We start from the raw sequence: 22,225 nt of genomic DNA, 5'->3' as shown, positions 1-22,225 counted from the left end.
CAGACCTATCTACTATTATATCAAAAGTTAGTCACTTAATAAAGCCTTGCGAACTAGGTTAAAGGCATGCATAACCGCAATGTGACGTACATCTGCTCGACTTCTGCCTCCAATATTCACCTTGATAACCTCAGTTCCTTGCTCCTGTGCCAAGCCTATGAAGACTGTCCCAGCTGGGTGCCCTTCTAGGCTATCTGGTCCTGCCACTCCAGTCAAACTAAGGCCAAAATCTGACTGGGTCTTGCTTCGCGCCTGCTCAGCCATCTTCTGAGCTGTAAATTCAGACACCACACCGTGTTCTTCCAAATCCTTGGCAGGAATATCCAACATCTTTGATTTTTCCTCCAAGCTATAGGTCACAAAACCACCCTTAAATATACTTGAAACTCCTGAAAAATCAGCTACCCTAGCTTGGAAAAGCCCTGCCGTCAAACTCTCAGCAGCCGTGATGGTTTTCCCTTGCCTTTTCAGTTCTTCTACCACAATGCTAGCTAAACTAGTTTCTTCCCCATAACCATAACAAAGGTCTCGTAAAGAAAGGCCTTCAAAAGTCTTGCGATTCAAGATTTGATTTTCCAAGATATCCAGCGCCTGATTTGCCTCTTCTTGACTGCTAGCCTTTGTTGACAGACGCAAGGTTACCTCTCCTGTCTTGGCATAAGGTGCCAAGGTCGGATCGGTTTGATTATCAATCAAATCAGACAAAATCGTAACCAACTGACTTTCGCCAATTCCAAAGAAACGAAGAACTCGGGAATACAGCTTGCTCCCTGTCATCAACTTGGGTAGAAGTTGGTTTAAGACCATGGGTTTCAATTCACTTGGTGGACCTGGAAGGACAACGTAGGTCACTCCATCGACTTCCAATATTCCTCCCACAGCCAGTCCTGTTTCGTTGGGCAGTGGAGTCGCTCCTTCTACAATTTGAGCTTGTCTTTCGTTATTCGGTGTTCGGGCATAGTCTGGTCGCTGGGCAAAAAAGACATCCAACTTCTCCTGAGCCTGAGGATCGAAGACTAATTCTTTCCCTAAAAATTTAGCCAGAGTTTGTTTGGTCAAATCGTCCTCAGTTGGCCCCAAACCGCCTGTCAAAATCGCCAGACTACTACGTTGACTGGCAATCTCAAGCAAAGACAAGAGACGAGCTTCATTGTCTCCTACAGCCGTCTGAAAATAAACATCTACTCCAATCTCTGCTAGTTTTTCCGACAAAAACTGGGCATTGGTATTGACAATCTGTCCTGTCAAAATCTCTGTTCCAACAGCAATAATTTCTGCTTTCATGTTTCCTCCTACCTATCTATTCGTATTTTTTTGAAAAAATCGCAGGAAATTTCCCACGATTAATTTTTTATTTGTATCAAAAAACGAACTATTCTACTTCATTTGTTACAAAGACACCTTGTTGTTGATTCTCCCCATCACCAACAGGCACCCGTCCAAACAAATCTTCAAATAAGACAACATTTGTTTCCAGCTGAGTGACTTCTTCTTGCCCCAAAGAACGTCTCAAAAGATTCTGCATTTCCAACATGTGGTTTCTCGTAACAATTTGATAAGAAACGCCTTGTAGCATCTCCCCTTCACCCTTCAACTGTTGTGTTTCAATGGTTTTAAATGAATCTTTATAGCCCAACAAGCTCGGAATACTTTTCGCAGACAAATCAATATTAGTCTGCATATTAGTACTTAGGGCTTTTAAAATAGACTGATAGTGACTGACACTATTCAAACTAAGAACTTTTTCAACAACTTTTTGAATGACTTCACGCTGACGCTTTTGACGTCCATAGTCTCCTTCTGGGTCTTGATAACGCATGCGTGAATAAACAAGCGCTTCTTCTCCATTTATTGTCTGCTCTCCAACACCGATAGAAATGGTGTTAAATTCTTCTTGGTCACTGATAGAAATCGGGAAACCTAGTGTATTATTGACCGTAATACCCCCCACTGCATCGACCAATTGTTGCAATCCTTGCATATTAACCATAATGTAGCGATCGATGTGGATATTCATCATCTTTTGAATTGTTTCTATAGCAAGTTCTGCACCGCCACCAGCATAGGCAGCGTTTAACTTCGCTTCTTCAATACTACCATCTTTATGTTGAATTTTAGTCAGGATATCACGCTCCAAACTCAGCATCATGGTCTTCTTAGTATGTGGATTGACAGTCAAGAGAATCATAGAATCACTATTTCCAGCCCATTGATCTGTACGCTCTACATTCCCAGTATCAACCCCCATTAACAGAATGGTCAAAGGCTCTGTTGCTTCAATAACCTTGGTTTCTTCCCCTATTTTTTTATAGGTTTTTGCCAAACTCTCTGTGCCTTGCTGATAAATAGTATACGCAAAAACACCGACACCTAAAACTGTCACAGCTAGAAAAGCTAATACCATTCCAATAATTTTTTTAACCATATTTCTACTAATCTATCAGTTTACCCATCAAGTAAACATCGATAAATTTCCCTTCTTCTATATATGCTCCACGCTCTTGGCGACCTTCAATTACAAAGCCATGCTTTTGATAAAGATGGACTGCTGCTTGATTACGAGTTTGGACAGTCAGTTGGAGACGACGCAGAACGCCACTTGCTTGTGCCCACTCTATCGCTTCCTCTAGCAACAAACTTCCCAATCTATTATTCCAATATCTTTTTCCAATCACAATGAAGAGATCTCCAATATGACGGACTCTCTTGCGCTGGTCAGCTGTAATATTTACAATACCAGCAATTTTATCATTTAAGAATGCAAGTAAGGTTATCTGATTGTCTGAACTAGCTTGCTTGTTGAGGAATATTTCCATCTCCTCACTGGTCAAGAGAATACCATCTCCGTCTAAGCTGGTAAAATCTGTCTCCAAACTTACACGATTTAAAAAAGCCACTAATTCAGCTGCATCTTTAGGCTCTGCTTCTCTAATGAGCAATTCATACTCCATGTTGAAGCTCCTCTAAGAGTTTTTCTGCACGCAACCCCTTTGCTTGGAAATGTAATCTGCGACCGTCTTCTTCTTTTAGAATTTCCAACTCTAAATAAGTATCTGGCAAGGCATCTCCTAAGAGATTTCCCCACTCAATAACAGTCGCGCCTCCACCAAAGAGAAACTCATCCAAGTCGATAGAATCCGCATCTCCTTCAATACGATAAACATCTAGGTGATAAAGCGGAAGACGACCTTCATACTCTCTTACGATAGTATAGGTTGGACTTTTAATCATCTGAGTAATCTGTAACCCTTTAGCAAGACCTTTTGTGAAAGTCGTTTTACCTGCGCCCAGTTCTCCAGTTAAGATTAAAACATCATTCTTTTCTAATAGATGACCCAATCGTTCCCCTAAGGATTGTAGCTCTTCTTCATTTTTTGTGTACATATTCTTATTATACCAAAAACTTTTCTTTTGTGTCTATTTTCCTGCTAAACTTACCATCATAACATCCATAAAAACAAGCTTTCTCTAAAAGAAAATGAGCGTAGCAATGACCAATACAAGATCTCGGAAAATATGACCATAAAAGGAAACTTCCTTTTTAACAGAATTTGGGACAAGATAGGCTGCAAAAAACAAACCCAGTCCAATATAAATCAGAAGTGAAACAATGGTCATTGGATTTCTTAAAAAGAGAAGTGTTGCTAAAATAGTCACCAACACTGTCTTTTTTCTATCTAGCATAGCAAGCAAATCGCGCATGTATTTTTTCAAGGGTAAAAAAATCAGCAAATCTAGGCCAAATAGAAAGAAAAAGGATGGCAATAAAAAGTCCACTAATTCTTGCTGCAACGTATTTTTGATGAACAAGTTATCTGACAAGACAAGAACAGCTCCTAACAAATTAATTAAGAGCAGGATACTTTAAAAAAGCTTCACCGACTTCTTACTGGCTAGGACACTATGAACTTCTTGCTTACGAGTATAAAAATAATTTACTCCAGCACAGATTCCTGAAACGAAGACCATGCTTCCGATGAAAAAAGCTGTACTTTGTTTAAAGGACAAGATGCATTCTTTCCATAGGAAACAGCTACTCAAACTGATTTGAATTAAAGCTAACAAAAATAAGATTCTCATTGATTTCATCTTTTCTCTCCCTTCCTACCAATCATTATACTAGGAGAAAAGAGAGAACTGTTTCTAATCTTCTCAAATGTCTTTTTAAGACGCTAAACAAACACCTGAGACTAATACTCAATGAAAATCAAAGAGCAAACTAGGATGCTAGCCACAGGTTGCTCAAAACACTGTTTTGAGGTTGGAGATAGAACTGACGTGGTTTGAAGAGATTTTCGAAGAATATAAATTTGAAATCAAAAAAAGCACAATATCACAGACTAAATAGTTTGATATCATGCGTCATGTCTTAAACTAATTGACTATACTTTCTATTCAAATGAGCTTTTAACCAATTGATTGAGCCAATCCACTCTTAAAACCAAAGAGCAATTTCTCGCTTAGCTGACTCTTCTGAATCTGAACCATGTACAATATTTTGAATAGCTTGGTTTTCACCAGCCGCTTTTGCAAAATCACCTCGAACAGTCCCTGGTAAAGCTTCTTCTGGACGAGTCGCACCCATCATAGTCCGCCAAGTTTCGATTACTTTGGGACCCGAAATGATTCCTACAAGAACTGGGCCTGAAGTCATAAATTCACGAATCGGTAGGTAAAAACTTTGGCCAACCAAGTCCTGATAGTGCTGGTCAATTAACTCTTCTGAAACCTTTGTACGCAACTCCAATTTTTCGATTGTCAATCCACGTTGTTCGATGCGTTTCAACACCTCACCAACTAGCCCTCTTTTTACACCGTCTGGTTTAATGATAAAAAATGTTTGTTCCATACCCGTCTCCTTTGTCAGCTTCTTTCTTTTATTTTACCACATTTCATGGAAAAGTGGAGAAAGTTTTCAGAAAAGAGAAAGAGAACCCGAAGGCTCTCTCATTCTCCCTTATTCTACTGTTTCTTCCACAGTTTCAACGGCAGTATCCACAACTACTTCTGTTGTTTCTTCGTTTCCTTCTTCCTCTACTGGAGGGTTAAGGTATTCTTCTTCGTTGATAGCATGTGGTTCAAGGTTGCGGTAACGAGCCATACCAGTACCAGCTGGGATGATCTTACCGATGATAACATTTTCTTTAAGTCCAAGGAGATGGTCTTTCTTACCACGGATAGCTGCATCTGTAAGGACACGAGTTGTTTCCTGGAAGGAAGCCGCTGACAAGAAACTGTTGGTTTCAAGTGAGGCTTTGGTAATTCCCATAAGGACTGGGCGACCTGTCGCTGGAACTCCACCTGCGATAAGGACATCTTTGTTAGCATCTGTAAAGTCATTGATATCCATGAGGGTACCCATGAGAAGATCTGTGTCACCTGGATCCATGACACGGACTTTACGGATCATTTGACGAACCATTACCTCGATGTGTTTGTCACCGATTTCTACCCCTTGGCTACGGTAAACTTTTTGTACTTCACCGAGAAGGTACGTTTCAACTGACAAGACATCGCGAACTGCAAGTAGGCGTTTTGGTTGGATAGAACCTTCTGTAAGAGCAGCACCACGCGCTACTTGGTCTCCAACTTCGACACGCATACGAGCGGTAAATGGAACGACATATTCCCCTTCGCCAGTTTCACCCTTAACAAAGACTTTCTTAGTGCGAGTTGAAGCGTCTTCTTCGATAGCGGTAACTTGTCCTTTAACCTCCGTGATAACCGCTTCCCCTTTAGGATTGCGGGCTTCAAAGATTTCTTGGACACGAGGAAGACCCTGAGTGATATCGGTATTTGAGGCAACCCCACCCGTGTGGAAGGTACGCATTGTAAGCTGTGTACCAGGTTCCCCGATAGATTGGGCAGCGATTGTACCAACTGCTTCACCAACTTCAACCGCATCACCAGTCGCCAAGTTGATACCATAACAGTGACGGCAGACACCATGACGAGTGTTACATGTAAATACAGAGCGGATAGTCACTTCTTCCACACCAGCATTAACAATTTCACGCGCCTTGTCTTCTGTAATCAACTCATTTGCACCGATAATCACTGCACCAGTTTCTGGATGTTTAACAGTTTTCTTAGTGTAACGACCATTGAGACGTTCTTCTAGTGACTCGATCATTTCTTTTCCTTCTGCGATAGAACGGATCAAGAGGCCACGATCTGTTCCACAGTCGTCCTCACGGATGATAACGTCTTGGGCAACGTCAACCAAACGACGAGTCAAGTAACCTGAGTCGGCTGTCTTAAGGGCCGTATCGGTCATACCTTTACGCGCACCGTGAGTTGAGAAGAACATTTCGAGTACTGACAAACCTTCGCGGAAGTTTGAAAGGATTGGCAATTCCATGATGCGTCCGTTCGGAGCAGCCATCAGACCACGCATACCGGCAAGCTGTGAGAAGTTTGAGATGTTACCACGGGCTCCAGAGTCCATCATCATAACGATTGGGTTCTTAGGATCTTGGTTGGCAATCAAACGTTTCTCAAGTTTTTCACGGGCAGCACGCCATTCAGCTGTAACGGCATTGTAGCGCTCGTCGTCTGTAATCATACCACGACGGAATTGTTTTGTGATTTGTTCTACACGTTTATGTGATTCTTCAATGATTTCAGCCTTGTCATCAACGACTGGGATATCGGCGATACCCACTGTCAATCCTGCAAGAGTTGAGTGGTGGTAACCGAGGTTCTTCATACGGTCAAGTAGGGCAGAAGTTTCTGTCGTACGGAAACGTTTGAAGATTTCAGCGATGATATTTCCAAGGTTTTTCTTCTTGAATGGAGGGTTAAGTTCAAGATTGCTGATAGCTTCCTTAATATCTCCACCAAGTGGCAAGAAGTATTTAGCTGGAACGCCTTCTGTCAAGTTGGCATTGTTTGGTTCTTGCAAGTATGGTAGACCCTCTGGCATGATGTCGTTGAAGAGGATTTTACCAACTGTTGTAAGCAAGACCTTGTGTTTTTGCTCTTCTGTCCAAGGTTTGTTGAGGCTATCTGTTGCGATACCAACACGTGAGTGAAGGTGAACATAACCATTACGGTAAGCCATAACCGCTTCGTCACGGTCTTTGAAGACCATTCCTTCACCTTCACGACCAGCTTCTTCCATAGTCAAGTAGTAGTTACCCAAAACCATGTCCTGAGATGGAGTAACAACTGGTTTACCATCTTTCGGGTTCAAGATGTGCTCAGCAGCGAGCATCAAGATACGAGCTTCTGCTTGAGCTTCTTCTGAAAGCGGTACGTGGATGGCCATTTGGTCTCCGTCAAAGTCGGCATTGTAGGCTTCACAGACAAGCGGGTGCAAGCGAAGCGCCTTACCATCAATCAAGACTGGCTCGAAGGCTTGGATACCCAAACGGTGAAGGGTCGGTGCGCGGTTCAAAAGCACTGGGTGTTCTTTGATCACTTCTTCAAGAATATCCCAGATACGCTCATCTCCGCGTTCCACCAAGCGTTTAGCAGCTTTGACGTTTTGCACGATATCACGGGCAACAATTTCACGCATCACAAATGGCTTAAAGAGCTCAATCGCCATTTCACGTGGCACACCACATTGGTACATCTTAAGAGTTGGACCAACGGCGATAACGGAACGTCCTGAGAAGTCAACACGTTTACCGAGCAAGTTTTGACGGAAGCGTCCTTGTTTACCTTTAAGCATGTGGCTCAATGATTTAAGAGGACGGCTACCTGGTCCTGTGATTGGACGACCACGACGACCATTGTCAATCAAAGCGTCAACCGCTTCTTGAAGCATACGCTTCTCATTTTGAACGATAATACCTGGTGCATTCAACTCGAGCAAACGAGCCAAACGGTTGTTACGGTTGATAACACGGCGGTAAAGGTCATTCAAGTCAGATGAGGCAAAACGGCCACCATCCAACTGCAACATTGGACGAAGATCTGGTGGAATAACTGGAAGGATGTTGAGAATCATCCATTCAGGTTTGTTTCCAGACTTGTAAAAGGCATCCAAAACATCCAAACGACGGATGGCTTTGACACGTTTTTGTCCAGTAGCTGTTTTCAACTCTTCTTTGAGTTCAGCAATTTCTTTTTCAAGATCTACTTGTTTCAAAAGGTCTTGGATGGCTTCGGCACCCATCTTGGCAACGAATGATCCATAACCATATTCACGCAAGCGCTCACGGTATTCGCGCTCTGTCATGATAGACTTGTGCTCAAGTGGTGTATCCTTAGGATCAATCACCACATAAGCCGCAAAGTAGATAACTTCCTCGAGGGCACGAGGGCTCATATCAAGGGTCAAGCCCATACGGCTTGGAATCCCCTTGAAGTACCAGATGTGAGATACAGGAGCTTTCAATTCGATATGCCCCATACGCTCACGACGAACTTTCGTACGCGTTACTTCAACCCCACAGCGGTCACAAACAATCCCTCTATAACGAATACGTTTGTACTTACCACAAGCACATTCCCAGTCTTTTGTAGGTCCAAAGATAACTTCATCAAAGAGTCCTTCACGTTCTGGTTTCAAGGTACGGTAATTGATTGTTTCAGGTTTTTTAACTTCTCCATAAGACCATGAACGGACTTTGCTTGGAGAAGCTAGGGTGATTTGCATACTTTTAAAACGATTTACATCAACCACTATTTCTTCCCTTTCTATTCTAAGTGAACTGCTTATTCTTGTTCAGCAGCTTCTTCTGTTGCTTCCGCTTTTGTTGCTTTCTCAGTTTCTTCAGCTTCAAAGGCTGCTTTAGCCTCTTGTGCTGCTTTTTCGCGGGCTTTTTCAAGGTCATCTACGTGGATGACATCTTCGTCCATTCCTTCATCCAAGTCACGAAGTTCCACTTCTTGGTCATCTTCGTCAAGGACACGCATATCAAGACCAAGAGATTGCAATTCTTTGACAAGAACTCGGAAGGATTCTGGAACACCTGGTTTTGGAATTGGTTTTCCTTTTGTAATAGCTTCATAAGCTTTCAAACGTCCGTTAATATCGTCAGATTTGTAAGTCAAGATTTCTTGAAGGACATTTGACGCACCGTAGGCTTCAAGAGCCCAAACCTCCATCTCACCGAAACGTTGTCCACCAAACTGAGCTTTACCTCCGAGTGGTTGTTGGGTAACAGTTGAGTAAGGTCCGACTGAACGCGCGTGCAATTTATCGTCAACCATGTGGTGGAGTTTGATCATGTACATGACTCCGACAGAAACACGGTTATCGAATGGTTCACCTGTACGTCCATCGTAAAGGATTGTTTTGGCATCGCTATCCATACCAGCTTCTTTAACGGTTGACCAAAGGTCTTCAGAACTTGCTCCGTCAAAGACTGGTGTTGCGATGTGAATACCAAGAGTACGAGCAGCCATACCAAGGTGAAGCTCCATAACCTGACCGATATTCATACGTGATGGCACCCCAAGTGGGTTCAACATGATATCGACTGGAGTTCCATCTGGAAGGTAAGGCATGTCTTCTACAGGAACGATACGAGAGACAACCCCTTTATTTCCGTGACGTCCGGCCATCTTATCTCCGACCTTGATCTTACGTTTTTGAGCGATGTAGACGCGAACCAGCATATTAACACCTGATTGCAATTCATCTCCATTTGCACGTGTAAAGATCTTAACATCACGAACGACACCATCGGCACCGTGTGGTACACGAAGAGAAGTATCACGCACTTCACGAGATTTATCTCCGAAGATAGCGTGCAAGAGACGTTCTTCAGCTGAAAGGTCTTTCTCACCCTTAGGTGTTACTTTACCTACAAGGATATCACCTTCTTTAACCTCAGCACCGATACGGATAATACCCATTTCGTCAAGGTCTTTAAGAGCGTCTTCCCCAACGTTTGGAATTTCACGAGTAATTTCTTCAGGTCCAAGCTTTGTATCGCGTGTTTCTGATTCATATTCTTCAAGGTGGACAGATGTGTAGACATCGTCTTTAACCAAGCGTTCGCTCATGATAACGGCATCCTCGAAGTTGTAACCTTCCCAAGTCATGTAGGCAACGATTGGGTTTTGTCCAAGCGCCATTTCTCCATTTTCCATAGAAGGTCCGTCAGCGATGAAATCGCCTTTTTCAACGACATCGCCAACTTTAACAAGCGTACGTTGGTTGTAAGCAGTACCTGAGTTTGAACGACGGAATTTTTGGATGTGGTAAACGTCCAATGAACCATCTTCACGGCGTACTTCTACCTTGTCAGCATCTGCGTAAGTAACTTTACCATCATACTGAGCAATCACAGCCGCTCCTGAATCGTGGGCTGCTTGGTATTCCATACCAGTACCAACGTAAGGTGCTTTAGGATTAATCAATGGTACAGCCTGACGTTGCATGTTGGCTCCCATGAGGGCACGGTTGGAGTCATCGTTTTCCAAGAAAGGAATACATGCTGTCGCAACAGCAACTACCTGTTTTGGTGATACGTCCATGTAGTCAACAACATTAGCTGGATACTCTTGGTTGACCCCTTGGTGACGTCCCATGACAACTTTCTCAGCAAATGTTCCATCTTCATTCAGACGAGAATTAGCCTGTGCTACAGTAAATTCATCTTCTTCATCGGCTGTCAACCAAACGATTTCATTCGTAACAACACCTGTTTCACGGTCAACCTTACGGTATGGTGTTTGAACAAAACCATATTTGTTCAAGTGTCCGTAAGATGACAAGTTATTGATCAAACCGATGTTAGGTCCTTCAGGTGTCTCGATTGGACACATACGGCCGTAGTGAGTGTAGTGCACGTCACGGACTTCATATCCAGCACGGTCACGAGTCAAACCACCAGGTCCTAAGGCTGATAAACGGCGTTTGTGAGACAACTCAGAAAGTGGGTTGTGTTGGTCCATGAACTGTGACAACTGTGATGAACCAAAGAATTCTTTAACCGCAGCTGTTACAGGACGGATATTGATAATTTGTTGTGGTGTCAAGACTTCGTTGTCCTGAACAGACATACGTTCACGGACATTACGTTCCATACGAGAAAGTCCAAGACGTACTTGGTTAGCAAGCAATTCACCAACCGCACGGATACGACGGTTTCCAAGGTGGTCGATATCATCTACACGGCCAAGTCCTTCAGCCAAGTTGAGGAAGTAGCTCATCTCAGCAAGGATATCTGCAGGAGTGACGATACGAACCTTGTCATCTGGATTAGCATTACCAATGATTGTTACGACGCGGTCTGGATCAGTTGGTGCAACAACCTTGAATTTTTGAAGAACAACTGGCTCTGTTACTACAGCAGCATCATTTGGAATGTAGACAATCTTATTCAAGTCACCATCCAAATGGCTTTCAATGCTTTCAATTACACTACGAGTCATGATTGTACCAGCTTCGACCAAGATTTCTCCAGTTTCAGGGTCTACCAATGGCTCTGCAATGGTTTGGTTGAGCAAACGTGTTTTAACATTGAGTTTTTTATTGATCTTATAACGACCAACTGCTGCCAAGTCATAGCGACGTGGATCAAAGAAACGAGCCACAAGCAAGCTACGTGAGCTTTCAGCAGTCTTAGGCTCACCTGGACGAAGGCGTTCATAAATTTCTTTCAAGGCTTCGTCTGTACGAGAGTCCATTGGGTTCTTGTGGATATCTTTTTCAACAGTGTTGCGAACCAATTCGCTGTCACCAAAGATATCAAAGATTTCATCATCACCTGAGAAACCAAGCGCACGAACCAAGGTCGTAAATGGAATCTTACGAGTACGGTCGATACGAGTGTAGGCGATATCTTTTGAGTCGCTTTCAAGCTCCAACCAAGCTCCACGGTTAGGGATAACAGTTGAACCGTAGCCCACTTTACCATTTTTATCAACTTTATCGTTAAAGTAAACACCTGGTGAGCGGACCAACTGAGATACGATGATACGTTCACCACCATTGATGATGAAAGTCCCCATTTCTGTCATGATTGGGAAATCACCAAAGAAAACTTCTTGGGTCTTGATTTCGCCTGTTTCTTTATTGATCAAGCGGAAGGTTACAAAAATTGGTGCTGAGTAGCTAGCATCGTGGATACGAGCTTCTTCTAGCGTGTATTTTGGTTCCTTGATTTCATATCCAACAAATTCCAACTCCATTGTGTCTGTGAAGTTTGAAATTGGCAATACATCTTCAAACACTTCCTTAAGACCGTGGTCTAGGAAAGCTTTGAATGAGTCAGTTTGAATTTCAATCAAATTTGGTAAGTCAAGAACTTCTTTAATTCTTGAAAAACTACGACGGGTACGATGTTTCCCGTATTGAACGTCATGTCCTGCCAAGATGATTCTCCTTTGTAAATAAGTTCCAAGCCTTGTCAATCAGGCTTTCTAATCGTCATATGGTTGTAAAACCCCTATCACCGTGTCCCTTTGATAAATTTTCAGAATCTTTAAGTCTTTGTTACAAGTACTCAAAATCCTGAAAAAAAAGCACAAAAAGAGCAGCTAAATCTGACTTTTTCAGAAGATTTAACTGCTGTGAGCCTTGTCTGGACAATATTTCAGACAAAACCTACGACAAATGATTACTCATATTATACCCTATTTAGCTAGATTTTTCAAGGGGATTAACGATTTTTTGACAAAATCTTTTCCTATAAGAAATACTGGCTAAATCGTAGCAAAACCTGTTGCGATTTTCTTTTATTTTAATTTCGAGAAAACGCTTGCATATTATTTTACTACATGCTATACTGATATAGAAATTTATTGATTGGAGAATCATCATGAGAAAAACACCAGCTCAAACTGAGAAAAAAATGGTCTACAGCATCCGTTCCCTCAAAAATGGAACTGGTTCTGTCCTTATTGGAGCAAGCCTTGTCCTACTTGCCATGGCTACACCAACTATCTCAGCCAACGAAAATACTACAACCACTAACGCAAGTAATAGTGAAACTACTACTGCCCTTGCCCAACCTCTTACTGATACAGCAACGAGCTCTGGTAAGAAAGAAAGCGATTTTTCTTCACCTAATAATGCAAACGCTTCCCTAGAGAAAACAGAAGAAAAACCTGCAACAGAGCCAACAACTCCTGTTGCAAGCCCAGCCGATTCAGCACCACAAACTGGACAAGATCGTTCAAGTGAGACAACTACTTCTACGAGTCCAGTAACGACTGAAACTAAGGCAGAAGAGCCAATAGAAGACAACTACTTCCGTATCCATGTCAAAAAGCTTCCTGAAGAAAACAAGGATGCTCAAGGACTATGGACTTGGGACGATGTTGAAAAACCTTCTGAGAACTGGCCTAACGGAGCCTTGTCCTTCAAGGATGCCAAAAAAGATGACTACGGCTACTACCTAGATGTCAAATTAAAGGGAGAACAAGCCAAGAAAATTAGCTTCCTCATCAACAATACAGCTGGGAAAAATCTAACCGGCGATAAATCGGTAGAAAAACTGGCACCAAAGATGAATGAGGCTTGGTTGGACCAAGATCACAAGGTTTTCTCTTACGAGCCACAACCTGCAGGAACTATTCGCGTCAACTACTATCGTACAGATGGCAACTATGACAAGAAATCTCTCTGGTACTGGGGAGATGTGAAAAATCCAAGTAGTGGTGAATGGCCTAACGGAACAGACTTTACGGCTACAGGCAAATATGGTCGCTATATCGATATTCCACTCAAAGATGCAGCTAAAGATCTTGGATTTTTATTACTAGACAGAAAGAAACAAGGAGACGATGTGAAAATCCGTAAAGAAGATTATAAGTTCACAGATTTGAAAAATCATAGCCAAATTTTCCTAAAAGATGATGACGAAACCATCTACACCAACCCCTACTATGTGCACGATATCCGTATGACAGGTGCCCAACACGTAGGAACTTCTAGCATTGAAAGTAGTTTTTCAACACTAGTCGGTGCCAAAAAAGAGGATATCCTCAAACACTCTAACATCACTAATCACCTAGGAAACAAAGTAGCTATTACTGATGTCTCAATCGATGAAGCTGGCAAGAAAGTGACCTACAGCGGAGATTTCTCTGACACAAAACATCCTTATACCGTTAGCTACAACTCTGACAAATTCACTACCAAAACAAGCTGGCGCCTGAAAGATGAGACTTACAGCTATGATGGTAAACTTGGAGCTGAACTCAAAGAAGAAGGAAAACAAGTTGATTTGACCCTTTGGTCACCAAGTGCCGATAAGGTTTCTGTCGTTGTCTACGACAAGAATGACCCTGAAAAAGTGGTTGGAACTGTCGCTCTTGAAAAAGGGGAAAGAGGAACTTGGAAACAAACTCTAGATAGCACAAACAAACTAGGAATCACAAATTTCACTGGATACTATTATCAATACCAAATCGAGCGTCAAGGTAAAACTGTTCTTGCACTCGATCCTTACGCTAAATCCCTCGCTGCTTGGAATAGTGACGATGCTAAGATTGACGATGCCCATAAAGTGGCTAAAGCTGCCTTTGTAGATCCAGCTAAACTAGGACCTCAAGACTTGACTTATGGTAAGATTCGCAACTTCAAATCGCGCGAAGATGCTGTCATCTATGAAGCTCATGTGCGTGACTTCACTTCAGATCCTGCCATCGCAAAAGATTTGACTAAGCCATTTGGTACTTTTGAAGCCTTTATCGAAAAACTAGACTACCTCAAAAACTTAGGTGTAACCCACATCCAGCTCCTTCCAGTCTTATCTTACTACTTTGTCAATGAGTTGAAGAACCACGAACGCTTATCTGACTATGCTTCAAGCAACAGCAACTACAACTGGGGATATGACCCTCAAAACTACTTCTCATTGACTGGTATGTACTCAAGCGATCCTAAGAATCCAGGAAAACGAATCGCAGAATTTAAAAACCTCATCAACGAAATCCACAAACGTGGCATGGGAGCCATCCTGGACGTAGTTTATAACCATACAGCCAAAGTCGATATCTTTGAAGATTTGGAACCAAACTACTATCACTTTATGGATGCTGACGGAACACCTCGAACTAGCTTTGGTGGTGGACGTTTGGGGACAACTCACCATATGACCAAACGCCTCCTAGTTGATTCTATCAAGTATCTAGTTGATACCTACAAAGTTGATGGATTCCGTTTCGATATGATGGGAGACCATGATGCCGCTTCTATCGAAGAAGCTTACAAGGCTGCACGCGCCCTCAATCCAAACCTCATCATGCTAGGTGAAGGTTGGAGAACCTATGCTGGTGATGAAAATATGCCTACTAAAGCTGCTGACCAAGATTGGATGAAACATACCGATACTGTCGCAGTCTTCTCAGATGACATCCGTAACAACCTCAAGTCTGGTTATCCAAATGAAGGCCAACCTGCCTTTATCACAGGTGGCAAGCGTGATATCAACACTATCTTCAAAAATCTGATTGCTCAACCAACCAACTTTGAAGCAGACAGCCCTGGAGATGTCATCCAATACATCGCAGCCCATGACAACTTGACCCTTTTTGACATTATCGCTCAGTCTATTAAAAAAGACCCAAGCAAGGCCGAGAACTATGCTGAAATCCACCGTCGTTTGCGACTTGGAAATCTCATGGTCTTGACAGCTCAAGGAACTCCATTTATCCACTCTGGTCAGGAATATGGACGTACCAAACAATTCCGTGATCCAGCCTACAAGACTCCAGTAGCAGAGGACAAACAACCAAACAAATCTCACTTGTTGCGTGATAAGGACGGCAATCCATTTGACTATCCTTACTTCATCCATGACTCTTACGATTCGAGTGATGCTATTAACAAGTTTGACTGGACTAAAGCTACAGATAGAAAAGCATATCCTGAAAATGTCAAGAGCCATGACTATATGAAAGGGTTGATTGCCCTTCGTCAATCTACAGATGCCTTCCGACTCAAGAGTCTTAAAGATATCAAGGATCGTGTCCACCTCATCACTGTTCCAGGTCAAAATGGTGTGGAAAAAGAGGATGTAGTAATTGGCTACCAAATCACTGCTCCAAACGGTGATATCTACGCAGTCTTTGTCAATGCGGACGAAAAAGCTCGCGAATTTAACTTGGGAACTGCCTTTGCACATCTAAGAAATGCTGAAATTTTAGCAGATGAAAACCAAGCAGGACCAGTCGGAATTGCCAACCCGAAAGGGATTGAATGGACTGAAAAAGGCTTGAAATTAAATGCCCTTACAGCCACTGTTCTTCGAGTCTCTCAAGGCGGAGCCATCGTTGCCCCAGTTGTGGAAGAAAAACCAGAATTTGATCTTTCTAGCTTAACACAAGAGCAAGGTCAAAATAACGGCCAAGACAATATTCCAAACCGAGTAGTCAAACCTGAGCAGCAAACTCCAGCTCCACAAACTAAACCTGATTCTACAAAACCAGATGCAAAAGTAGCGGATGAGGATCATAAACCTAGCCAAGCTACAACTGATTCACAAGCTGAACAACCAGCACAAGAGGCATCTGTAAAAGAGGCGGTTCAAAACGAATCGGTAGAAAATTCTATCAAGGATAATACACCTGCACCCCTAGCTAAACAAGCTGAACTTCCAAATACAGGAACCAAAAAAGATCACAAACTCCTGTTTGCAGGAATTAGTCTCCTCGCCCTTCTAGGTCTCGGTTTCTTACTAAAAAACAAAAAAGAGAACTAAACTAGCCCTCCTATAGAAAAATCCCCCAAGCATTATAGCTCGGGGGATTGATTTTTGCCCTAATAAGCCTATCTATCAAATCATATATTCTACACTATAGGTCGCATCCGAGAGTATTCGTGCCAAAAATTGCTTGGTTCGTTCTTCTTTTGGACGACTAAAGAACTCATGGGCATTATTTTCTTCAACAATTTTCCCACCATCCATAAAAATGACATGGTTGGCTACATCTCTAGCAAATCCCATCTCATGTGTCACTACTACCATAGTAACCCCTTCTTTAGCTAACTGTTTTAAAACATCTAAAACATCCCCTACCAACTCTGGATCCAAGGCCGATGTTGGCTCATCCAATAAAATGACCTCTGGTTTCACAGCGATGGCGCGCGCAATACCGATTCGTTGTTGCTGGCCTCCCGAAAGCTGAGAGGGATAGTAATCTTTATAAGCTAGTAAACCAACTTTTTCTAAGGCAGCTTCCGCACGTTTGATGGCTTCTTCCTTAGGAATTTTCCGAGCAATCACCAGACCCTCTAAAATATTTTCCAAGGCTGTTTTATTGGCGAATAAATTATAATGTTGGAAAACGAAGGCGGTCTTCTGGCGAATTTCTAAAATATCTTTTTTGGTCAATTTGCCAAGATCGTAGTCTTTATCAGCAAGCTTCAAAGAGCCACTATCGGCCTTTTCTAAATGATTGAGACATCTGAGAAAAGTCGTTTTACCTGATCCAGATGGCCCCAATATTACAACCACATCCCCTTGGTTGACCTTGAGATTAACATCTTCCAGGACTTGTCTGTCTCCAAATTTTTTTGCAATATGTTCTACTTGTAACATTGTCTCCTCCTATGCTAAACCTGTACTGGGCACTAGTTGTCCCTTTTCTCTTCGAATATAGCGTTTCTCTAAGATTGAAAAGCCCCATTGAATCAACCCGCAAATAAGAATGTACTGTAAAAAGATCACAAAATAGGATTCAAAATACTGATAACCATAAGACGCTTCAACACGGGCAATGGCTGTAATATCCTTAATGGTCATCACAAAGACCAAAGAGGTTCCTTTCACAATATTTATAACTAGATTAGCCAGATTGGGCAGGGCTGATCGCAAGGCCTGTGGAAAAACAATCCTCACATAAGCCTGACTAGTGGTTAAACCAATCGCTTGTGCAGCTTCTAATCGTCCCTTATCCACAGTCAAAATAGCCGAACGTAAGATTTCTGATAAACTACCTGTTGTCATCAGGTTATAGATAATAAAAGCATAATAGATAGGATTGAGTTTAAAGATGTCAACATCACTTCCTATGCTTTTGAGAAATTGATTGAGCAAACTCGGAAACAAACTATAAAAGAAAAGAATCAGCAAAATCGGAGGTGTTGCTCTTATAAAAGCTAGATACACGAGAGAGAAAGTTCGAACACCTTTTACTTTATATATTTGTCCCAGAGCTAAAAACAAGGCTGGTAGAAAACTTAAGACCATGGCTACAATCATGATAATCAAGGTGGTCGGTACCCCTTTTAAGGTCTCTAAAAAGGTTTTTGCAATATAGTCTAAATCCATATCCTATCTCCCTTTCGTTTCCAAAGATTTTTCTAACAAGCGACTCAAGAAGGAAACAGCCAAGGCCACACCCCAATAAAGAATGGCAACCGCTGTATAGGTTTCAAGAGAGTAATTCCCCAAATTGCGACTGATTAAGAGATTCCCAGCCCCCATGACATCTACAAAACCAATCGTATAGGCTAGGGCAGCGTCCCGCATCAAATTTAGAATGGCGGTCGTCACATTTGGAAGGGCCACTTGAAAAGCCTGAGGAAAAATGATTCTCCAAAATGTCTGACTAGGTGTCAGACCAATACTGACTCCAGCCTCCATCTGACCTTTGGGAATTGCCTGATAAGAAGCCTTAAACACTTCTGCAATGATAGCCGCAAATAGCAAGACCATGGTAAATAAGACGAAGACCGTTTCAGACCAGTTGTTGATATCTAAATTCAGCCACCATTTTAAAAATTCAGGTAAACCATAAAAGACTAAAAACAGTAAGACAATGGGAGGAGTACAGCGAAGAGTGAAAATATAGGCCTTGGAAAAACCTGCAAAAGTCTTGTCTTCTCCCACTTGAGCCCAAGCCAGTAAGCCACCGAAAAGGGAACCGAGGATTGTAGTAAAAAAGAGAATGGACAAGGTCATAGGAAGTGCCTGCCATAAGGTGGGTAAAAATTGGAACACTCTTGAAAAATCATATGAAACCATGTAAACCTCTTTCTAACATGCCTGATTGCTCATCTAATCTTTATCAACATAACTAAAGACATCTTCTTTAAAGTATTTTTGAGAAAGTTTAGCTAGAGTACCATCTTCTTTTAATTCTTTAATAGCCTTTTCATACTCTTTCGCAAACTTCTCACCCTTTTCATCACGGTGAATCAATGGATAGGTTGGTATTCCTTTATAAGGGAACCAGCTAAGTTTGTCCGCATATTGGTGGTAAGAACCATCCTCTGCTGTTACTGCTTTTTCAAAAGACAACTTGATGTCAAAGAAAGCATCATAACGTCCTTCTAAAACCCAAGCATAAGCATCTGCCACTTTGAAGGATTCAGCAGCTGTCAACTCAATCGGTGTATCCTTGTGTTTCTCATTATAACTATTGATAACATTCCACTGAGCATTTTGAGGAGAGATGGGTACTAATTTTCCTTTGTTTTTGGCGAAATCATCAATATTCTTATATTTGGCTTCATCTTCTTTTCTGACAGTAAAACCAATAATACTGGCTCCTACTGGTTCAGATGGAATAATGAATTTCTTAGCCCGTTCATCTGTATACCAAGCACCTTTCGTTCCAATATCGTACTTGCCAGACTCAAGTCCAATCAAGAGATCATCATCACTAGTTCCAGTATACTCAAATTTATAATCTGCTAATTTTTCATCAACCGCCTTTAAAACAGCGACTTCATAACCATCTGATTCCCCTTTTTCGTCAATAAAATCATAAGGGACATAGTTTTGGGTATGGGCAACTTTTAAAGTTGTTACTTGTCCAGACGAAGCTGCATCCGCACCTTTAGCAGATGCTCCTGCTAAAGTTCTACCAATAATTGTTGCTCCAAGCACTGCCACAACCGCAACTCCACCAATAATCCATGTTTTCTTACTCATATTCTTCTCCTTTATTTAGCTAATGCTTCTCTCACCCACTGGATACGCTCCACTGCAATATCGCTCGGAATGGTACAATCTGCTCCCAGTATGAGGCCCTCTTTGCCTGTTTCTTCTATCAATCGTTTGGTTTCAGCTTGGATTTCTTCCTTACTGCCTCGATAGAGAAGACCTTCTTTTCCATTTTCAAATCCTCCCAAAACAGTACGCCCCTTGAAAATCTCACAGCCTTCTTTTAAACTAATCCCTTCTGGACCAACTGCCCAGTTAAAAACATGAGCTGGATAGTCGGCAAAGATATGAATATCGTTTCTAGCTCCTTCATAGCCACAGATATGAAGGATATTTACCCCACCAACCGACTTAGCTGCATTTAAAACAGTCAGTTCACTCGGTGCAATAATCTCCTGATAGGCTTCAACAGAAACACGCGCATCCTGAATACTTTGCACACTGAGATAGATACCGTCTGCTCCTGCATCTCTAATAATGGCTTGACTCAAGCTAGCGATATCTTGCGCAATCACATCGAGGACTTTTTTCAATTTCTGAGGATCTTGAACTAAGAAATCTGCAATGAGATCATCTCCACCAGATACTTCCCCAAGCAACCATTTGAGGTAGGTCACAGGTGCAAAAATATTGTAAATGGCAACAATATCTTCCGTAAACTCCTGCTTAATTTTCTTCACTAACTCTACTTGCTCTCTAATCCACGGATGATCTTCTCCCAGAGGTTGAATCTCTGCCAACTCTTGGAGTGATTGCCCTTTGGCAATAGCTGGATTTGGATAAGCAAAATAGCCATCACTCATCAACTTGATAAAGTCGGGATTTAATTCACGGATAAATTGTTTGTGACCTTGTATATTCTTTTCAATAATCACGGGATTTGAAAATCCCTTTAACCATTCCTCTTCTGATGTAAAGTGGTGCCAAAAACCTACAGGTACACGGTCAACCACTTCTCCTCTAAATGCTTTTAAAACCCATTCTCTTTTTTCTGACATCTCTATTCTCCATTTCTTTCTTTTTCAACTAATAAAACACTGGCAATATCGTTGGTTTGAATAAAGGGAAGACTTCCCTTCTGAAAATCCTGAACTCCATGACATCTTGGCCCTTCCTTACAAGTAAGTCCCTCTGTAAAACTAAACGCAAGTAAGATGATAAAGCCGAGGGCCGTCCCTACCAATAGCCACTTTTTTCTTTTCATAAGGCCCTCCTATTTTAAAACAGCAGCCTGACGAATCCAGTCCAATCTTTCTAATTCAAATTCATCTGGAACCGTGCAATCCGCTCCAAGAAGGACTCCTCTAGTCCCAGCCTCAGCTAACAAGCGTTTGGTTTCCTCTTGTAGTGCAGCCTTTGTACCTCCATAAAGCATGCTCTGCTTCCCATTTTCAAAACCACCCAAGACCGCTTTGCCATGAAATAGCTCCTGACCTTGGGGTAAACTGACTGCTTCATGGTGGGTTGCCCAATTGAAAACCTGGGCTGGATAATCTTTGAAAATAGTCACATTGTTACTGGCACCTTGGAAACCGCAGATATGCAGGATATTTACCCCACCTACCTGATTGGCAGCTTCTAAAACCTTTATGTTGCTTGGCTCAATATAGGTCTGATACAATTCTGCTGTGATGCGCTCATCCTGAATTTCTTGAGTACTGAGATAGATTCCATCTGCTCCACCATCCTGAATGATTTTTTTAGTTAGGATAGCGATATCCTCTGCTATCACGTCTAAAATCTCCCTGAATAACTCTGGATTTTCAAGAAAAAGATCTGCAACCTCCTTATCACCTCTAGAAGCCTCTGTACGAAACCACCTTTTCAAGTAGGAAATCGGAGAAAAGATATTGTAGAATGATGCAATGTCCTCAGTGAAGGTTGCTCGAATAGCTTGTACCACTTCTACTTGTTGCTGAATCCAAGGATGGTTTTCACCAATTGACTCAATAGAAGCCAACTCCTGAATACTTGCAACCAAAGGACTATAGACATTACTTGGATAAATGAAAAAGCCGTCACTCATTATTTTGACAAAGTCAGGATGAATTCTTTCAACGTACTTCCGATGTCCCTCTACACTTTTTTGGAAGATACGTGGATTATTTAAACCTTGCCCTTTTTCCTCCAGTGTTACAAAATGAAACCAAAAGCCTACAGGAACCCGTTCCACTTCTTCTCCTCGGATGGCTCTAAAAACTAGCTCTCTTTTACTTGTCATACTTTTCTCCTTCCATTTGGATTGAAACCATCTTACCACTCCTTTTTGCATTTTCCCAATATATATTGACTATCGACTTGATTGGGATTGTTTATATCAATAACGAAAAAAATCTCTGGAAAGCTTGATTTTATTAGCTTTTCAGAGATTCTTTTCTGTCTTTTACTTTGTTAAAATAGTTGTTATATAGATTTTTTAT

Annotated in this window: 15 protein-coding genes and 1 pseudogene; 1 reads left to right on the top strand and 15 read right to left on the bottom strand. The window is 41.9% G+C overall.

Translation table 11 applies throughout. The features are described from left to right. Window positions 1–27: 27 nt before the first annotated feature. The 8 genes and pseudogenes from K4Z77_RS00970 to rpoB all read right to left on the bottom strand — a co-directional run bounded on the left by K4Z77_RS00970 (window position 28) and on the right by rpoB (window position 12,279). Window positions 28–1,284, bottom strand: coding sequence for a competence/damage-inducible protein A (locus tag K4Z77_RS00970; RefSeq protein ID WP_224218170.1), 1,257 nt, complete (start codon window positions 1,282–1,284; stop codon window positions 28–30). An 88-nt stretch (window positions 1,285–1,372) separates the two neighbouring features. After that, the gene (gene lytR / locus K4Z77_RS00965; RefSeq protein WP_224218169.1) at window positions 1,373–2,425 is read right to left on the bottom strand and encodes a glycopolymer--peptidoglycan transferase LytR; all 1,053 of its coding nucleotides are present in this window, start codon (window positions 2,423–2,425) and stop codon (window positions 1,373–1,375) included. Between the two features lie 7 nt (window positions 2,426–2,432). After that, the gene (locus K4Z77_RS00960; RefSeq protein WP_224218168.1) at window positions 2,433–2,951 is read right to left on the bottom strand and encodes a GNAT family N-acetyltransferase; all 519 of its coding nucleotides are present in this window, start codon (window positions 2,949–2,951) and stop codon (window positions 2,433–2,435) included. Continuing rightward, window positions 2,941–3,384, bottom strand: coding sequence for a tRNA (adenosine(37)-N6)-threonylcarbamoyltransferase complex ATPase subunit type 1 TsaE (tsaE, locus tag K4Z77_RS00955; RefSeq protein WP_224218167.1), 444 nt, complete (start codon window positions 3,382–3,384; stop codon window positions 2,941–2,943). The genes K4Z77_RS00960 and tsaE overlap by 11 nt, the downstream gene beginning before the upstream one ends. A gap of 84 nt (window positions 3,385–3,468) precedes the next feature. Then, a pseudogene (locus K4Z77_RS00950) lies at window positions 3,469–4,089 on the bottom strand (hypothetical protein). Between the two features lie 346 nt (window positions 4,090–4,435). Further along, window positions 4,436–4,849 carry a nucleoside-diphosphate kinase gene (ndk, locus tag K4Z77_RS00945; RefSeq protein ID WP_224218166.1) on the bottom strand — a complete coding sequence of 138 codons (414 nt, stop codon included), beginning with the start codon at window positions 4,847–4,849 and terminating at the stop codon, window positions 4,436–4,438. Between the two features lie 108 nt (window positions 4,850–4,957). Further along, window positions 4,958–8,635, bottom strand: a complete 3,678-nt coding sequence (gene rpoC / locus K4Z77_RS00940; protein ID WP_224218165.1) for a DNA-directed RNA polymerase subunit beta' — start codon at window positions 8,633–8,635, stop codon at window positions 4,958–4,960. Between the two features lie 32 nt (window positions 8,636–8,667). Continuing rightward, on the bottom strand, window positions 8,668–12,279 hold the full coding sequence (gene rpoB / locus K4Z77_RS00935) for a DNA-directed RNA polymerase subunit beta (RefSeq protein WP_224218164.1): 3,612 nt from the start codon (window positions 12,277–12,279) through the stop codon (window positions 8,668–8,670). Between the two features lie 446 nt (window positions 12,280–12,725). On the opposite strand from rpoB, the gene K4Z77_RS00930 reads away from it, so the two are divergent. Next, complete coding sequence (locus K4Z77_RS00930) at window positions 12,726–16,613, top strand: pullulanase (RefSeq protein WP_224218163.1); 3,888 nt, start codon at window positions 12,726–12,728, stop codon at window positions 16,611–16,613. Window positions 16,614–16,688: 75 nt separating this feature from the next. Here K4Z77_RS00930 and K4Z77_RS00925 read toward each other — a convergent pair whose 3' ends face one another. Genes K4Z77_RS00925 through K4Z77_RS00895 form a run of 7 tightly spaced genes read right to left on the bottom strand, consistent with a single transcriptional unit; the run spans window position 16,689 to window position 22,026 of the window. Beyond that, entirely contained in the window at window positions 16,689–17,453 is a 765-nt protein-coding gene (locus K4Z77_RS00925; protein WP_224218162.1) for an amino acid ABC transporter ATP-binding protein, read from the bottom strand. A gap of 9 nt (window positions 17,454–17,462) precedes the next feature. Next, a complete protein-coding gene (locus K4Z77_RS00920) occupies window positions 17,463–18,185 on the bottom strand; it encodes an amino acid ABC transporter permease (RefSeq protein WP_224218161.1) in 723 nt (240 codons plus the stop codon). Window positions 18,186–18,188: 3 nt separating this feature from the next. Then, entirely contained in the window at window positions 18,189–18,881 is a 693-nt protein-coding gene (locus K4Z77_RS00915; protein ID WP_224218160.1) for an amino acid ABC transporter permease, read from the bottom strand. A 33-nt stretch (window positions 18,882–18,914) separates the two neighbouring features. Beyond that, on the bottom strand, window positions 18,915–19,793 hold the full coding sequence (locus K4Z77_RS00910; RefSeq protein ID WP_045605076.1) for a transporter substrate-binding domain-containing protein: 879 nt from the start codon (window positions 19,791–19,793) through the stop codon (window positions 18,915–18,917). A gap of 11 nt (window positions 19,794–19,804) precedes the next feature. After that, window positions 19,805–20,803, bottom strand: a complete 999-nt coding sequence (locus K4Z77_RS00905) for a uroporphyrinogen decarboxylase family protein (RefSeq protein WP_224218159.1) — start codon at window positions 20,801–20,803, stop codon at window positions 19,805–19,807. 2 nt (window positions 20,804–20,805) lie between these two features. After that, on the bottom strand, window positions 20,806–21,009 hold the full coding sequence (locus tag K4Z77_RS00900) for a hypothetical protein (protein ID WP_224218158.1): 204 nt from the start codon (window positions 21,007–21,009) through the stop codon (window positions 20,806–20,808). 9 nt (window positions 21,010–21,018) lie between these two features. After that, window positions 21,019–22,026 carry a uroporphyrinogen decarboxylase family protein gene (locus K4Z77_RS00895; RefSeq protein WP_224218157.1) on the bottom strand — a complete coding sequence of 336 codons (1,008 nt, stop codon included), beginning with the start codon at window positions 22,024–22,026 and terminating at the stop codon, window positions 21,019–21,021. Window positions 22,027–22,225: the final 199 nt, after the last annotated feature.

It is taken from the genome of Streptococcus mitis subsp. hohhotensis, assembly GCF_020089495.2.
Taxonomy (GTDB): Bacteria; Bacillota; Bacilli; order Lactobacillales; family Streptococcaceae; genus Streptococcus; species Streptococcus hohhotensis.
This window is presented reverse-complemented; position numbering and strand designations above follow the sequence as displayed.

Bases quoted from the DNA above. Each gene is read 5' to 3' on its own strand.
- K4Z77_RS00970 (WP_224218170.1), bottom strand. From the start codon at position 1,284: ATGAAAGCAGAAATTATTGCTGTTGGAACAGAGATTTTGACAGGACAG.
- lytR (WP_224218169.1), bottom strand. From the start codon at position 2,425: ATGGTTAAAAAAATTATTGGAATGGTATTAGCTTTTCTAGCTGTGACA.
- K4Z77_RS00960 (WP_224218168.1), bottom strand. From the start codon at position 2,951: ATGGAGTATGAATTGCTCATTAGAGAAGCAGAGCCTAAAGATGCAGCT.
- tsaE (WP_224218167.1), bottom strand. From the start codon at position 3,384: ATGTACACAAAAAATGAAGAAGAGCTACAATCCTTAGGGGAACGATTG.
- ndk (WP_224218166.1), bottom strand. From the start codon at position 4,849: ATGGAACAAACATTTTTTATCATTAAACCAGACGGTGTAAAAAGAGGG.
- K4Z77_RS00930 (WP_224218163.1), top strand. From the start codon at position 12,726: ATGAGAAAAACACCAGCTCAAACTGAGAAAAAAATGGTCTACAGCATC.
- K4Z77_RS00925 (WP_224218162.1), bottom strand. From the start codon at position 17,453: ATGTTACAAGTAGAACATATTGCAAAAAAATTTGGAGACAGACAAGTC.
- K4Z77_RS00920 (WP_224218161.1), bottom strand. From the start codon at position 18,185: ATGGATTTAGACTATATTGCAAAAACCTTTTTAGAGACCTTAAAAGGG.
- K4Z77_RS00915 (WP_224218160.1), bottom strand. From the start codon at position 18,881: ATGGTTTCATATGATTTTTCAAGAGTGTTCCAATTTTTACCCACCTTA.
- K4Z77_RS00910 (WP_045605076.1), bottom strand. From the start codon at position 19,793: ATGAGTAAGAAAACATGGATTATTGGTGGAGTTGCGGTTGTGGCAGTG.
- K4Z77_RS00905 (WP_224218159.1), bottom strand. From the start codon at position 20,803: ATGTCAGAAAAAAGAGAATGGGTTTTAAAAGCATTTAGAGGAGAAGTG.
- K4Z77_RS00900 (WP_224218158.1), bottom strand. From the start codon at position 21,009: ATGAAAAGAAAAAAGTGGCTATTGGTAGGGACGGCCCTCGGCTTTATC.
- K4Z77_RS00895 (WP_224218157.1), bottom strand. From the start codon at position 22,026: ATGACAAGTAAAAGAGAGCTAGTTTTTAGAGCCATCCGAGGAGAAGAA.